Origin of the sequence: Methylotuvimicrobium buryatense 5G (assembly GCF_000341735.1) — a bacterium.
In the GTDB taxonomy this organism is placed as follows: domain Bacteria; phylum Pseudomonadota; class Gammaproteobacteria; order Methylococcales; family Methylomonadaceae; genus Methylotuvimicrobium; species Methylotuvimicrobium buryatense.
In genome coordinates this window covers 1,502,848-1,518,653 of the sequence record NZ_KB455575.1, presented here as the reverse complement: position 1 = coordinate 1,518,653, position 15,806 = coordinate 1,502,848, and the positions used below count along the sequence as shown (strand labels likewise).

Below are 15,806 nucleotides of genomic sequence, written 5' to 3'. Positions count from 1 at the left end.
TCATAACTGCAATTGTAGTAGTTATGTCAGCAATTCCCAATTTGGAGATCAAAAAGGGTGTGGGGTATGCTTGGCGAGGATGTCGGCAGCAGGGAGCTGCCGCCAAGCCCCCATGGATGGGTTTACGGCGTTCCTCGACAGGCATACCCCACACCCTAAAATCGGCGATACTGCTCAAACTGGGAATTGCTGTAGTTATGTAGCCTTTCGGCTCCAGCAAGGCCGATAGTTTAGGGGTTGCCGTAATTTTATACCTATCGCACTTCAAATTTCGGCATTAGCTTATGGAGGCGTCGGGGCGTTCGCAAAGGCTTTGGCAGCATGGAGCTGGCATAGAGACTATATGGACGTATTCACGGCGTCCTCTAGCGGACACCCAGGCGGCGAATTTTGATCTACACGGGTATAACCCAAGCTATAAGAAACGTTGTAAGTCCTTTGGATCATATGCGCTAAGTAATCATTCGAAGGTATGTTATTCTTTAATCCATAAAAGGCAACTATTCAGACCCCCGGCAATTATCGTTCCTACGCTCTGCCTCACTGCCATTAAGTTAAGCCGTTCGTGGTGAGCCTGTCGAACCATGGACGGCTTAACTTATCGACCCAGGATTTTTCCATTCACCCTTCGACAGGCTCAGGGCGAACGGAAAAATCCTTAACTTAATGGCAGTGACGCTGGAGCGTGGGAACGATAGGTGGGATGTAAATAATTACAAAAGTAGTGAGTTCGATGATATCCATCAGCTCTCGGCATTTTACTCGAAGATTATGACTCAACCGACTGTTCTTATCGTAGACGACGAACCCTCCAACCTGGCGCTGATCAGCGAAATTCTAAAGCCCGATTACAGCGTGCGGGTCGCCAATTCCGGTCTTCGCGGTCTTATGCTGGCCCGAGCGGAACCCGTTCCCGATTTGATCTTACTCGACGTGATGATGCCCGACCTAAGCGGACACGATGTTCTGCAAACGCTCAAATCCGAGCCTTCGACCCAAAACATTCCGGTTATCTTTATTACCGCTTTGGACAGCCAAGAAGACCAAGTCAACGGTTTCCAATTGGGTGCGGTCGATTATATTACCAAGCCGATCATGCCGCCGGTCGTCTTGGCCAGAGTGCAAACGCATATCGATTTAAAAAGCGCCCGCGATCGTCTGTTCGACCAAAACAAATGGCTCGAAAGCGAAGTTAAAAAACGCATGCTCGAAAACGATTTGATCCAACAAGTCAGCATTCGTGCATTAGCCCATCTGGCGGAAACCCGAGACCCTGAGACCGGCAATCATATTCTGCGCACGCAACATTATGTGCGCGAACTGGCGATACAACTGAAGCAAGATCCGCGTTTCAATGCCATCTTAGACGATCATTACATCGAACTCTTGACTCGCTCGGCACCGCTGCATGACATCGGTAAAGTCGCAATTCCAGACCATATCCTATTGAAACCGGGGCCGCTGACCGATGACGAATGGGTCATCATGAAAACCCATGCCGAACGAGGGGCGGCAGCCATTGAGCTAGCCGAACAAGATGTCGCGATAAATGTCGATTTTCTGATGCTGGCCAAAGAAATCGCGCATTGGCATCACGAACGCTGGGACGGTAGTGGCTATCCGGATGAATTGAGCGGCGATGCGATTCCGCTTTCTGCACGCATCATGGCCGTTGCCGACGTATTCGATGCACTGACGACAAAGCGCGTTTATAAACCGCCGATGCCGTTCGGTGAAGCGAGAGACCTGATCGTCGCCGGTCGAGGCAGTCAATTCGACCCCGATATGATCGATGCATTTCAACACTGTTACACAACATTTAAACAGATCGCCAAACGATTCGACGATGATACCGCAGCGTCGTTATCGGCAATCTCAGCGACATGAAAAATACGACAAAACCGATTCAGCGAAAAACTTATAAGCTTTTCATCGCATTACCGTTGTTATTGGCGATTAGTGGAGTGACACTGACCGGGCTTTATTGGCAACAAGTCCGGATCAATCAAGAAAACAATGCCCAGCAAGACTTCGAACATCAATTTGAGCGATTGGTCTTTCTGATTCAAGACAAAATCGAAGACAGTGAACAAGTCTTGCGTAGCATTGTAGGGCTCTTCGCGAGTAGCGAACACGTAAACCGTCAGGAGTTTCAGCAATTCATTACCGGGCTCGGCATCCAAAACTATTTTCCCGGCGTCAACGCGTTCGGTTTCGCGCCGTTGATCGAACGCAGCGCACTTAACGCGCACATCGAAGCGGTAAGGGCCGAAGGCTTACCGGGCTATCGGGTCTGGCCAGAAATGCCGAATGACATGCATGCGCCGATTGTCTATATCGAACCGTTCGACGCACAAAACCGGCAAGCGCTAGGTTATGACAGCTATTCGGAAAGGTCGCGCCGCATGGCAATGGATAGGGCCCGAGACAGTGGCCGTGCGGCAATGACGGCCAAAACGATACTCATTCATGAGCCCGCAGCCGAAGCACAGCCCGGATATATTCTGTATATGCCCGTTTATAATCCGGTTACGTCCGGCAATGCGGACTTGCCCGAATCCAACCGCAAATTTATCGGTTGGGTGTTCTCCGCCGTGCGTATCAAAGACATGATGCAAAATTTGCTGTCGCGTCCACAGTTCAATTTGTGTCCATCGCTGTCTCTGAAAATACATGACGGTATCACGACTACGCCCGAACATTTACTCTACGCACAGAACAGCGACACGGCATTGGACGATAGGTCGCTGAGCCGCCGCTTGACCTTGGCCGGAAACACCTGGACCGTGACCGCAACAATGCCGCCTGAATGCGCTACGGAATCTGCGTCGCATCAACCTTTATGGATCGCATTGGCCGGACTCGGTATGACATTACTGCTGACACTGATCGCCGCGATACTACCCCATCATTATTTGCTTATTCAACGTTACCTGGGACAAAAAGAGTCCTTACAAGAATATGCATCGCTTTTGCGTATCGCCGAACGCTTAGGTCGTATGGGCGGCTGGAGCGTCGACCTAAGCAGCAACCGGCTCAAATGGTCCGATACTGTTGCAGCGATTCATGATAAACCAAGCGGTTATTCGCCGACACTCGAAGAAGGCATAAGCTTTTATACGCCGGAATGGCGCGATAAAATCCGCGAAGTATTCGGCCTCTGTGCCACGCAAGGAATCGCTTTTGATGAGGAAATGGAAATCGTTACGGCGACAAGCCGACGGGTCTGGGTTCGCGCGATCGGCGAAGCCGTTCGTGACGGCACCGGTAAAATTGTTAAAGTGCAAGGCGCATTTCAAGATATTTCCGAAAAAAAACGCACGGAACTGGCCTTGCGCGATAGTGAACGTCGCTTTCGATTTTTGTTCGAACAAACACCAAGCATTGCTGTGCAAGGTTATGACGAAGAGCGCCGCGTGACCTTTTGGAATCGGGCAAGCGAAGCCTTATATGGCTATACGCGCGAAGAAGCGTTGGGGCGTCGTTTGGAAGACTTGATCATTCCCGACCCGATGCATGAGGAAATTATTACCCATATCAATAGCTGGATAGCCGGCGACCCTGGCATTCCGGCTGCAGAATTCACGTTGCGGCGCAAAGATGGCACACCGGTCACGGTCTTTACTAATCACGTCATGCAAGAAGGTCCAGCCGGTAAAGAAATCTATTGTATCGACATTGATTTGACCGAGCGCAAACGGATTGAAGAGGCATTACAGGAAAGAGAAGAGCGCTTTCGCATCGCCTCGACGATTGCGAACGATTTGGTTTACTCCTGTAAAAAAGGCCGCGACGGCTATTTCCGACTGGATTGGATGCTCGGCAATGCCGAGGCGATATTCGGTGACGACAATGACGCGCTGATGGCGCTCGGCTGTTGGCGCCATTATGTCATGCCCGAAGATCAAATGCTGTTTTCGAGGTCCATTACCGCGCTCGAACAAGGCAAGTCGAGTCATGTCGTTTTGAGCATAAAACATCGCAATGGCGAACGACGATACATTCAATCGGCGGCTTATGTCGAAACTAAACATACCGATGACGGACAGCCGGTGCTATTCGGTGCCTTAGAGGATATCACCGCGCGCATTCAAATGGAGATGGAGCTAACGCATTCGTATGAACTGATGCGTTATGTCATCGAACATAACCGGGGCGGCATCGTGATTCACGACCGCGACTTGAAATACTTATATGTTAGCCAGCGTTATCTCGATGATTATCGCGTTTCCGATCCCGATATTATCGGCAAGCACCACTATGAGGTGTTTCCAAACTTGCCGCAAAAATGGCGCGATGTACATCAAAAAGCGTTGCAAGGCATTGTCTGTTTCGCCGATGAGGATACTTATCTGCGCGAAGACGGAAGCGTGGAATGGGTTCAGTGGGAATGCCTGCCCTGGTATAATGCCGATGGCTCGATTGGCGGGATCATTATCTACACCGAAATGATTACCGAACGTAAACAAGCCGAAGACCAGTTGAAAAAGCTTGCGCTCGCGGTCGAACAAAGCCCCGAGAGTATCGTGATTACCAATGCCGACGCGCAAATCGAATACGTCAATCAGGCTTTTAGCGCTAACACCGGTTATTTGCTCGACGACGTTCTATTGCGAAACCCGCGTATTCTGCATTCCGGTAAAACGCCGAAAACGAATTATGAAGCGATGTGGCAAACCTTGACGCGCGGCGAAACCTGGAAAGGCGAGTTTTACAACCAACGCAAAGACGGCAGCGAATACATCGAATTTGCGGTCATAACGCCGCTTCGTCAACAGGACGGGACGATTACGCATTATGTCGCAGTCAAGGAAGATATTACCGAAAGAAAGCGAATTGCGACCGAACTCGACAAGTATCGCAATCATCTCGAAACCCTGGTGGAATCACGCACGGCGGAACTGCAAACAGCCCGGCAGCAAGCCGAAGTTGCGAATAGAGCTAAAAGCGCGTTTATCGCCAATATGAGCCATGAAATCAGAACGCCGTTGAACGCGATACTCGGTTTGGCGCATTTAATGCGTATCGACGCGACCGCTGCGCAAAGCGGCCGTCTGAATAAAATTGAAATCGCCGGTCGGCATCTGTTGTCAATCATCAATGATATTTTGGATTTATCTAAAATCGAAGCGGGTAAGATGCAGCTTAATCATGTCGATTTTCATTTATCGGCGGTACTCGATCATGTTCGGTCTTTGATCGGCGAATCCGCACATGCGAAAAATTTGACGATTACGCTCGACGACGATTTAGTCCCGGAGTGGCTGTATGGAGACGTAACGCGGCTGCGCCAGGCGCTATTGAATTTAGCCAGTAATGCCGTTAAATTCACCGAACAGGGTCGCATCGACATAAGGGCAAAATTACTCGAGGTACACGATAACGATTTGCGGGTGCGTTTCGAAGTGCAAGACAGCGGCATCGGTCTCGAAGCGGAACAATTGCAACGTTTGTTTCGCCCGTTTACGCAAGCCGATGAATCGATTACGCGCCAATACGGCGGAACCGGATTGGGCTTGTCGATTACCCTCCGGCTTGCCGAATTAATGGGCGGCGAAGCCGGCGCCGAAAGCGAGCCGGGACAAGGCAGCACGTTTTGGTTTACCGTCCATCTGCAAAAAGGTCACGGCGTATTACCGGCAGCGGCAGAAGCCGGATCAATAGACGCCGAACAACAATTGCGCGATACCCGCCGGGGGCGACGCGTGTTATTGGCCGAAGACAATCCGATCAACCGCGAAGTCGCGCTCGAACTGCTGCATGGCGTCGGCCTGTCGGTCGATGTCGCCGAAGATGGCATCGCTGCTGTCGAAAAAGCGAAACGACAACACTACGATTTAGTGTTGATGGACATGCAAATGCCCAATATGGACGGATTGGCTGCGACTCTGGCCATTCGCGAATTACCAGACTACTGCGAAACGCCGATTTTGGCGATGAGTGCTAATGTATTCGATGAAGATCGAAAGTCTTGTTTAGCGGTCGGCATGAATGACTTTATCGCCAAGCCGGTCGATTTGGAGCAATTTTATACGACTTTGCTGAAATGGCTTCCTGCATCGACTAAAACAGTTAGGTCCGCGTATATTCAAACCGATCCGGTACCGCTCAGCACGATGTTGCAGTCCGATTTACCGCAGCGATTATTGTCATTATTTGTCGAGCATCATCGAGACGATGTACAGAAACTGCATGACGCTCTTCAAGCCAACGATACGGACAGGCTTCAACAGCTTGCCCATGCCTTGAAAAGCGCTGCCGGCAATATCGGCGCGCAATCGTTGTCGGCACTAGCCTCACAGCTCGAAATTGCGGTGCGTACAAAACGCGATAACATTACGGATTTGACACGGGATCTCGCGCAACAGCTTGAAGAGGCGATGCAACAATGGCTTGAAGTTCTCGAGGTTCGTCAAACCGAAGAAATCGAGATCGATTCGGATAGGGCCGAATTAATTATCGAACCACTTAAAGCTTTGCTTCGCATCGGCGATATCAAGGCCATCGATATCGCCGAACGCGAAGCGGCGTTATTACGCGGCGTTTTGGGAAAAACACAAGGCAACGAATTGCTGCATCTGATTTCAATATTCGAATGGGAAAAAGCGCTCGATATACTCGAGCGGCACGATGATTAGGGCCATGACAGATACAATCCTTTTAGAATTTAGCGTTGACGCCAATAATGTCATTATCGCCATTAATGGTAGCTGGGATGAGTTTGCCGACGCTAATGACGCACCGCAACTCAAGAAGCAACACGTCGTTGGTAAATCGTTGTTCGATTACATTAGCGGCAATGTTACTCGCCAGTTTGTGCAAAAGTTACTCGATATTGTCCGGCAAAAAAATACTAGCGCCTGTTTTGATTATCGGTGTGATGCGCCAAACTTGCGCCGTTATTTACAAATGCGGCTGATGGCGAATGAGCGTGGCGAAGTGCGAATTAGCAACTACCAATTGCATACTGAGCCGCGTGTGGCGCCCATTTTTTTTATACGTTCCAACCAGCGTGATCGCCACACACGAGTGCGTTGCAGTATTTGCAATTTACTCAAGCAAGCTGAGCAGTGGGTTGAAGCGGAAAGCTTGCTAAAAGATAAAGAACCATTAACGGTGCCGGTGATCTATGGTGTTTGCCCGCAGTGCCAACATCAACTAAAACAATTACAATCCTCTCCAAGCTAACGTTTGAAAAATACTACGAAGACTTATAACCCTAGCAGGACGGGGTTTGCAACCCATACGCATCAAGCTAAGGATGTCGCTAAAACTAACTTCCTGACTTTCTCAAGTTTCTTGTAGGGGCAAGTTCTCATTCGCCTAGGGCGATTAAAATCGCCCTTGTATTGAATTTAGGTCGCTTCGAGGACTTCGATATAAGCCGTGGGTATCGAGCGTCAGTGACTTCGAAAGTCGCGACGAAGGCGTCGCTCCCACAGAGGGTGACTAATGCACTGTGGGAGCGATCCCCAGATCGCGATATCGAGGCCGAGAATGTCAAGTTACAATAAATGGCTTCGAGGTCACATTGTCTAAGACTGCAAAAGGGTAATACATGACTTATGTATAGCGATGAGTCCGGAAATTGGGAAAGCGCACGGGTTGACCGTTCTAGCTTGATGCGCATGGGTTTGCAACCCCGTTCTAAACGTTTTGACTTTGGCCGAAGTCAGCCGAAATGTTTAGGGCAAACCGAAACGTTGGGGACGGGTTAAATAACCCGTCCCGCAGAAGAAAACAATTACAATCCTCTCCAAGCTAACGTTTGAAAAATACTACCAAGGCTTATAATCCTTGGTAGAATGGTGCCGGTTTAATTGCTCTTAACATTAAAATAGGTTTCTTCGCATCATGGCGCGAAACAAAAAATACTCCAGGCGAGTCATCGCTAGTGGCGTTGCCACGCCTATCGAAGACCCGCTCGATTTATCGCAAATCCCTACTCTCAATCCCTCACCAAAAACTACTCGCCTGTTTAACGGTTATGTGGTCGCTATTGGCGCATCCGCCGGTGGTTTAGACGCCTTGGAGCGTTTCTTCGACAAGCTCTCGGTAACTTCGGGAGCGGCCTTCGTGGTTGTCCAACATCTTTCCCCCGATCACAAAAGCATGATGGATAATTTGCTCGCACGGCATACGGCCATGCCGGTGTTGATGGCCGAAAACGGCATGCAAATTAAACCTAACCAAGTATTTTTGATTCCGCCGGGTAAAAATATGACAGTGGCTGGAAGCCAGCTACGGTTGTTGCCCAAAAATCCGCACGGCTTGAGTTTACCGATTGATTTATTTTTCACCTCCCTCTCCAAGGAGTTTGGCAAGCATTCGGTTGGCGTGATTCTCTCCGGCACCGGTTCCGACGGTACCCGAGGCGCGGTAGCCATTAATGATGCCGGTGGTTTTCTTTTGGCGCAAGACCCGGAAACCGCTAAATTCGATGGAATGCCGCGTAGCGTCATTGCCACCGGCTTAGTCGATGAAGTTATCCCTCCTGAAATGTTGGCGGCCAGAATTGTCGGTCATGTTAGCAATAGCATTCAACCGACTGTAAAGTTGAATGATACTGGGCAAACGTCGCATGGTGATCCTTTAGAAAATATTTTGCATTTGCTGTATCAAGTCGGCGGTATTAATTTTAAGGAGTACAAATCGGCAACGGTACAACGTCGAATTGAGCGACGGATGCAGGTGCGTCATGTGCGCGATTTGAGCAATTATTTATATCTGCTGGAAAGTGATCGTAACGAAATTATCACCCTGAAGCGAGATATTCTAATTCCGGTGACCAGTTATTTTCGCGACGTAGAAACTTTTGAATTATTGGAAAAAACGGTAATTCAGACTTTGGTGGAAAATAACCCCGATAATCAATCGTTACGGGTATGGGTTGCCGGTTGCGCGACCGGTGAGGAAGCCTATACGCTGTCTATTTTATTTGCTGAAGCCTTCGATAAATTGCGTCGCTGGCCACAGTTAAAAATATTTGCCACCGATGTTGAGCAGCAAAACATTGAGTTTGCCAGTGCCGGGGTTTATCCGGAAGCGATAGCCAACGAATTGTCGCCAGAACGCCTCGAACGATTTTTTAGCCGCAGTGGCAATCAATTTATCGTCAAAAATGAAATTCGTCAGAATATCGTGTTTGCGCGGCACAATATTCTCGATGATCCGCCGTTTACCCGCATGAATCTAGTCAGTTGCCGAAATACGCTGATTTATTTTGATGTAGCGGCACAAGAACGCGCTTTGCTCTGTTTTCAATATGCATTGGCGCATAACGGTTATTTGTTACTCGGCTCTAGTGAATCTTTGGGCACGTTACATAAAGATTTCAGTGTCATCAATGCTAAACATAAAATTTATCGCGTCTTACGGCCCGTTTCGTTACCGCTTAATTTTAAAAATAGCACCAACCATAATGATAACCGCATGCGCGTGAGTCAGCCGTACCGCGAAAAACATCGGAATGCCGAAAGCAGTATTATCGAATCTGGCCAGATGTTATTGATGCAAAGTTACGCACCGCCAGCGTTATTAATTAATGAGGAACGCGAATTGGTGCATGTCTATGGCGATGTTCAACGCTATATGCAAATTCAAGCAGGCAGCGCCAGTTTGGAAATTTCCAAATTGTTGGTGGGTAAAATGGCACCGGTATGTGTAGCCTTGCTGCATAAGGTAGCTAAAGACAATATGCCGCTACATTCAGAAATTCAGTTGCTTGATTCGGCTAAGAAACAAAGCGAATGGGTGCGGGTTGTTCTGAGGCCGCTAATAGAGGATGCGCCGAAAGAGCGTCATTTTTTAATGTCTTTTGAGGTGTTGGCGCCCAAAGAAATACCCTTGGCAGGTAGTAATAATATTGACGTAGAGGCGGTTTCTAATGACCGTATTCAAAGCTTGGAAATGGAGTTATCGGCCACCCGTGATAGTTTGCAAGCGACGATTGAAGAGCTGGAAACCTCCAACGAAGAATTGCAAGCGACTAATGAAGAGTTAATGGCCTCGAATGAGGAGCTGCAAAGCACGAATGAAGAATTGCAATCAGTCAATGAGGAGTTGTATACCGTTAATGCCGAAAATCAGGAAAAAATAGATATTCTAAACCGTTTGAACGCCGATTTAGACAATATGACGCGTGCCGCACTGATTCCTACCCTATTTGTGGACAGTGATCTGAATTTAACCCGTTTTACGCCTGAAGCAGGTTCTATTTTTCGTATTCGGGAAGGTGATATTGGGCGACCGATTGACGATTTTGCCCACGAAATGGAATATCCGGAGTTCCTGCACGATTTGCGTCGCGTGATCTGTACGGCGCAGTTGATGGAGCGTGAAGTCAAAACTCGCAATGATCATTGGTATTTGGTTCGTGTCTTACCTTATATCGATCGACCGAGAAACATCAGTGGGGCAGTATTAACTTTTGTCGATATTACCCAAATCAAAGATGCGCAGCGTCTCCAAGCCATTTTAGATTCCCTACCCGAACATATTGCCGTGTTAAATTCGAAAGGCGTCATTACCATGGTGAATAAAGCCTGGCGGGATTTTGCCCAAAGCAATGGTGATCGTGAGCTCGCGCATACTGGCCCGGGTATCAATTATCTTGATGTTTGTAAAATTAAACATGTACTCGATGATACCGTTGCCCACCAAGTGCTTATAGGTATTAGCCAAATTCTTAGCGGCGAGCAAGCGCATTTTTCCATTAAATATCCTTGTCATTCGCCCACAGAACGTCGCTGGTTTTTGATGCACGCCACGCCTGTGAGGCATCCGTTGGGTGGCATCATTGTCAGTCATGTCAATATCACGGCATGGGTAGAGGGGGAGCAGGCATGAGTAGTATTAAGCAATTAGCAATCGAGGCATTGCAACGCGGCGATTTTGATTTTGCCTTACAAGATGTTGCGCGTGGTGAAGCGGATGTTTCCCGCTTAGTCGAAGACCTTAAAATCTATCATGCGGAATTAGAAATTCAAAATGAGGAATTACGCCAAAATCAAATCATTACCGAAAATGCCATGCGCCGCTTTAGCAGTTTGTTTGCGGCTTTGCCGGTACCGGCTTTAGTTATTGATGAAGTTGTGGTCATCCATGAGTGTAATGCGATAGCTGAACAACGGTTTGCCTTAAGTCGCAAGCAATTACGTTCACATTATTTTCCTCGCCTGCTACCTAAAAAAGAGCATGGTCGTTTGCGGGAATTATTGCAGAGGGCTCGAAGCGAAGGTTCCGCGAGGGTAACCGGTATTGAATTAAAAACGGCCGACGAACAACAGTTTATAGCTGATATGCATCTTTCGTTATTGTCCGAGTTAGCAGAAAATTATGCGCAGCACTTTGTCGTTTTAATTGTCGATCAAACCGCAGCGGTTAAGCAACAGGTGCTGCTAGAAGAAAGTCACCGACACTTTCAGGCTTATTTTGATTCGGCGCCGGTCGGCATGGCAGCCATCAGTGCCGATAAACAATGGCTAGAAGTCAACGATAAACTCTGTGACTTGTTCGGATATTCGCGCGATGCGCTGATTAAACTGACCTGGATGGATTTAACGCATCCCGGCGATCTTGACGCCGAATTAGTGCAGTTTAATGACATACTCACAGGTAAGCATGAGGGTTATACACTGGATAAGCGGTGTATTCGCAGTGACGGCGAAATCATTGATGTGCATGTGATCAAACAAGGGGTGCGTAATGCCATCGGCCAACTTGATTATATAGTGGTCATTATCGAAGATGTTTCCGTTCGCAAGCAGGCAGAACTTGCCTTGCTGGAACGCGATCAGGCTCTCGAAAATCTGTCCTTGAGCTTACGCGAGCGTATAAAGGAGCTAAAAGCGATTTATGCTATTTCTCGAGCGTCACAATTAATTAGCGATCAAGATGCTTTTTTTGCCGACGTGTTAAAACTGCTACCCATGGGCATGAATTACACAGACGATGTCTCGGTGTCTATTAATTTACCTTCCAAAACTTATAGCAACGATACCTTTTCAGCCACAATGGATAAGCTGGAAAGCGATATTCAGGTTGACGCGCAAGTGGTCGGTAAAATTAGCGTCGGTTATAGGAATCCGCATATTTTGCCAAACAACAAACCGTTTCTTGATGATGAAAAACAATTTATTGAGGGCATAGCGGAATTAATTGGTTTATTTCTCACGCGTATACGCAGTGAACAAGTCCAAGATTTAACCAGTCAACGCAATGCCGCCCTATTAAGTTTAACCAGGCAAGCTACGAAAATGGATGAACAGTCTCTGCTGCGTTTTGCCCTTGAGCATGCCGAGGCGTTAACCGATAGCCACCTCGCTTATGTACATTTTGTCAACAGCGATCAAAATACCATTAGTTTAGGGGTATGGTCAGGTAAAACGCTGCAAAATTGTGCAGCGGTGCATGATAATCATTACCCGTTAGCGAATGCCGGTGTGTGGGCGGATTGTTTTCGTTTGCGTCGGCCGGTTATTCATAATGATTACCCGGCATTGGATAATAAAAAAGGGTTGCCGGAAGGCCATGCGACCTTATTACGTCACGTGAGCGTGCCGGTTATCGAAGACGATAATGTCGTGATGATTATGGGGGTAGGTAATAAACAAGACTCTTATGATGCGGGTGATTTGGCCATATTAGAAATGTTGGCCAATAATGCATGGGCCTTAGTACAACGTAATCGGCAACAACGCAAACTCGAACTTGATGCGATGGTGTTTCGTTATAGCCGAGAAGCCGTAGTCGTCACGGACGGTGAGCAACGGATTCTCTCAGTTAACCCTGCCTTTACCCTAATTACCGGTTACACGGAAACCGAAGTGCTGGGTTTAACCCCACGTTTGCTCAAGTCAGGGAAGCATGATGATAGTTTTTACCAACAGATGTGGGCGAAACTCAATCTTGAAGACTATTGGCAAGGGGAAATTTGGAATCGGCGTAAGAATGGAGAAATCTATCCGCAATGGCTTGGTATTTCGGCTGCGCGTACGACACCCGAGGGGCGTCCGAGTGAATACATTGCTGTATTTATGGATATTACCGAACATCAACAAGCCCGAGAGTATATTGAATTTCTCGCGCATCATGATCCCTTGACCTCACTGCCTAACCGTACTTTATTAAAAGACCGTTTTCAGCAAACGGTGTCCTATGTGCAACGCCAAGGTAAGAAGCTGGGCTTGTTATATTTGGATTTAGATCACTTTAAAAACGTTAATGATAGCTTGGGTCACCCGATAGGTGACAAACTGTTGTTGGAAGTTGCCTGCCGTCTGCGAGACTGTGTGCGTGAAGCCGATACCGTTAGTCGCTTAGGTGGCGATGAATTTGTCGTCTTACTAGGTAATGTGCATCATGTCGATAATTTAGCTGATATTTCGACGAAAATTTTAACCGCGCTGTTACGTCCTTTTGATATTGAGGGCAATAAACTACAGTTATCGTGTAGCATCGGTGCCTGTTTATATCCTGATGATGGAGAGGAATTTGATGGGTTGCTACAAAAAGCCGATACGGCACTGTATCAGGCTAAATTCAATGGACGTAATACCTATAAGTTTTATACCGAATCAATGAATGTGGCGGTGATGCGCCGCATGTCTTTAGAAAATGCCATGCGTTTGTCGCTGGAGCGCGAAGATTTCTTTGTGGTTTATCAACCTCAATTTGACATTAAAAGCGGACAGATTGTCGGTGCTGAAGCTTTAGCGCGCTGGCATCATGCAGAACTGGGGATTATTTCACCGGCAGAATTTATTCCGGTTGCGGAAGAGTGTGGATTGATTGTTACCTTAGGGCAGTCGGTGCTGCGTCAAGCTTGTCGGCAAATGCAACAATGGTTGCTACAAGGGCATTATTTACGAGTGTCCGTCAATGTGTCTTGCGTGCAATTTTTACGGCATAACTTATTGCAAACGGTCATCGAAATCTTGGAAGAAACCGGTTTGCCGCCTCACCATTTGGAATTAGAATTAACCGAATCCATTTTGGTTACCGATCCAGAGTATGTGTTGCAGGTGGTGAATACGTTAAACCAACGAGGCGTACAATTTTCGATTGATGATTTTGGTACCGGTTATTCCAGTTTAAGTTATCTCAAACGCTTCGCGGTGGACAAACTTAAAATTGATCAATCCTTTGTAAGAGATATTCCAGGTGACGCTGACGATGAAGTATTGGTCGAAGCCATTGTGAATCTTGCCCACAATTTACGCCTTAAATGTATTGCCGAAGGCGTGGAAACCCAAGTGCAAGCGGATTTCTTACGCCAATTAGGCTGCGATCAAATTCAGGGGTATTTATTAGGCAGACCGTTATCAGTAGATGCGATGCAGCAATTATTGAGTAGTCAGTCACGGTAACTATAGAGTCGGTTAAGACATCGCGAAAGTAATTATTCAGACCCTTGTTTTAAAATAAACTGGAACTTTAGCCTCTCCCTTTGAAAAAGGCTATGTTCGCGTTAGCAGTTGAAACGATTCTCTTTCCTACTAAATAAACCACTTAGGAAATAGTCAATGATTGCTTTCCAATACGCTGAGCGTGGAAGAGGGTACGATTACTCGCTTGACAGGACGCCGTGAATACGTCCATGTAGGCTTGACGGCAGCTATCCCTGCTGCCGACACCTGTCAATCGAGCAACCGTACCCTCCTTTCAGCCATTGGCGCGATATTGAAAAAAAAGTTATTCAGAGTTGAATCCTTGGGGTTCATGTTGGCTTTAAGTTCAAAAGTATCAACTATCAACGCGAACATAGCTATTATAAGTGGGTCTGGCTAAGATTGTCTTGACCGGCGAAGGTTTGGATGACTTCCTCGGCCAATTCGGTTATTTTTCGTCGCTGGTCTCTGGCGTTTTTGCGCAAATAATCAAATGCGGCTTCTTCGGTGAGGAGTTGATTCTTCATGATTAGGCCAATCGCTATGCAGACGCTTCTGCTTTGGGATAGCGCTTTGTCGAGTTGCTTGTTCTCGTATTTCAGATTAATTATTTCCTTGTTTCTTTCGATTACCGCTTCGATGGTCAAAATCAATTGCTCGAGACTGCAGGGTTTGACCAAATAGTTCATGCAACCGGAGGCGATGGCGGCTTTTACTGTGTCTTCGTCGGAATAGGCGGACAAGAATATGACTGGAATGTCGAGTATTCGTACAAGATGTTTGGCAACGTCTATACCGGTCATTTTCGGCATGCGGATATCTAAAACCGCAATGTCCGGCTTTTGGTCTTGAGCAAGTTTAATAGCCGTATCGCCCGATGTGGCTTCTAAGACATTATAACCGGATAGCCGTAGTCCACGGCTCATGGTTCCGAGAATGAGCCGGTCATCGTCGGCAAGAAGTATTGTTTTATTCATTAATAGTTAAATTTAGGCCGGTGCGGCCGTAAACGCTTAGATAATCGCTAAAAATAGTTTCGAAAATATGGTTGTAAGTGATTCAGTTTTTTGTTCAATAAGGAAGCCGTGAACCTACAAACTAAATTCTATAGGTTATTGGCTGTAACTATTTAGTCCACCGGCAATTATTGTTCCCTCGCTCTACATCACTGCCATTAAGTTAAGGATTTTTCCGTTCGCCCTGAGCCTGTCGAAGGGTGAATGGAAAAATCCTGGGTCGATAAGTTAAGCCGTCCATGGTTCGACAGGCTCACCACGAACGGCTTAACTTAATGGCAGTGTCGCTCTACATGGGAATGCCTGAGTACCGCTCCCGCCTCTTAGACTTTATTGCCACGCTGGAGCGTGGTAACGATAGGGGATGTGAATAATTACGGTGAATCATGCATTCAACATA

General features: G+C 47.4%; 6 protein-coding genes. 5 read left to right on the top strand and 1 reads right to left on the bottom strand.

The annotated features are described in order from the left end of the window. The first annotated feature begins 771 nt into the window (after positions 1-771). The 5 genes from METBU_RS0106750 to METBU_RS25185 all read left to right on the top strand — a co-directional run bounded on the left by METBU_RS0106750 (position 772) and on the right by METBU_RS25185 (position 14,369). Positions 772-1,887 (top strand): HD-GYP domain-containing protein, encoded by a 1,116-nt coding sequence (locus tag METBU_RS0106750; protein ID WP_051056269.1) that lies wholly within the window; start codon positions 772-774, stop codon positions 1,885-1,887. Continuing rightward, positions 1,884-6,638 carry a PAS domain S-box protein gene (locus METBU_RS25190; protein WP_017839891.1) on the top strand — a complete coding sequence of 1,585 codons (4,755 nt, stop codon included), beginning with the start codon at positions 1,884-1,886 and terminating at the stop codon, positions 6,636-6,638. The genes METBU_RS0106750 and METBU_RS25190 overlap by 4 nt, the downstream gene beginning before the upstream one ends. Positions 6,639-6,642: 4 nt before the next feature. Beyond that, a complete protein-coding gene (locus tag METBU_RS0106740; protein WP_138767136.1) occupies positions 6,643-7,188 on the top strand; it encodes a PAS domain-containing protein in 546 nt (181 codons plus the stop codon). Positions 7,189-7,854: 666 nt separating this feature from the next. After that, complete coding sequence (locus tag METBU_RS0106735) at positions 7,855-10,848, top strand: chemotaxis protein CheB (protein ID WP_017839889.1); 2,994 nt, start codon at positions 7,855-7,857, stop codon at positions 10,846-10,848. Continuing rightward, positions 10,845-14,369: a bifunctional diguanylate cyclase/phosphodiesterase gene (locus tag METBU_RS25185; RefSeq protein ID WP_014148907.1), complete on the top strand. Its 3,525-nt coding sequence runs from the start codon at positions 10,845-10,847 to the stop codon at positions 14,367-14,369. The genes METBU_RS0106735 and METBU_RS25185 overlap by 4 nt, the downstream gene beginning before the upstream one ends. A 401-nt stretch (positions 14,370-14,770) precedes the next feature. Here the strand turns inward: METBU_RS25185 and METBU_RS23485 are convergent, their stop codons facing one another. Further along, on the bottom strand, positions 14,771-15,367 hold the full coding sequence (locus METBU_RS23485; RefSeq protein WP_017839888.1) for an ANTAR domain-containing response regulator: 597 nt from the start codon (positions 15,365-15,367) through the stop codon (positions 14,771-14,773). Positions 15,368-15,806 lie beyond the last annotated feature (439 nt).

Excerpts from the sequence above, each read along its gene's own strand:
- METBU_RS0106750 (WP_051056269.1), top strand. The coding sequence starts at position 772 with ATGACTCAACCGACTGTTCTTATCGTAGACGACGAACCCTCCAACCTG.
- METBU_RS25190 (WP_017839891.1), top strand. The coding sequence starts at position 1,884 with ATGAAAAATACGACAAAACCGATTCAGCGAAAAACTTATAAGCTTTTC.
- METBU_RS0106740 (WP_138767136.1), top strand. The coding sequence starts at position 6,643 with ATGACAGATACAATCCTTTTAGAATTTAGCGTTGACGCCAATAATGTC.
- METBU_RS0106735 (WP_017839889.1), top strand. The coding sequence starts at position 7,855 with ATGGCGCGAAACAAAAAATACTCCAGGCGAGTCATCGCTAGTGGCGTT.
- METBU_RS25185 (WP_014148907.1), top strand. The coding sequence starts at position 10,845 with ATGAGTAGTATTAAGCAATTAGCAATCGAGGCATTGCAACGCGGCGAT.
- METBU_RS23485 (WP_017839888.1), bottom strand. The coding sequence starts at position 15,367 with ATGAATAAAACAATACTTCTTGCCGACGATGACCGGCTCATTCTCGGA.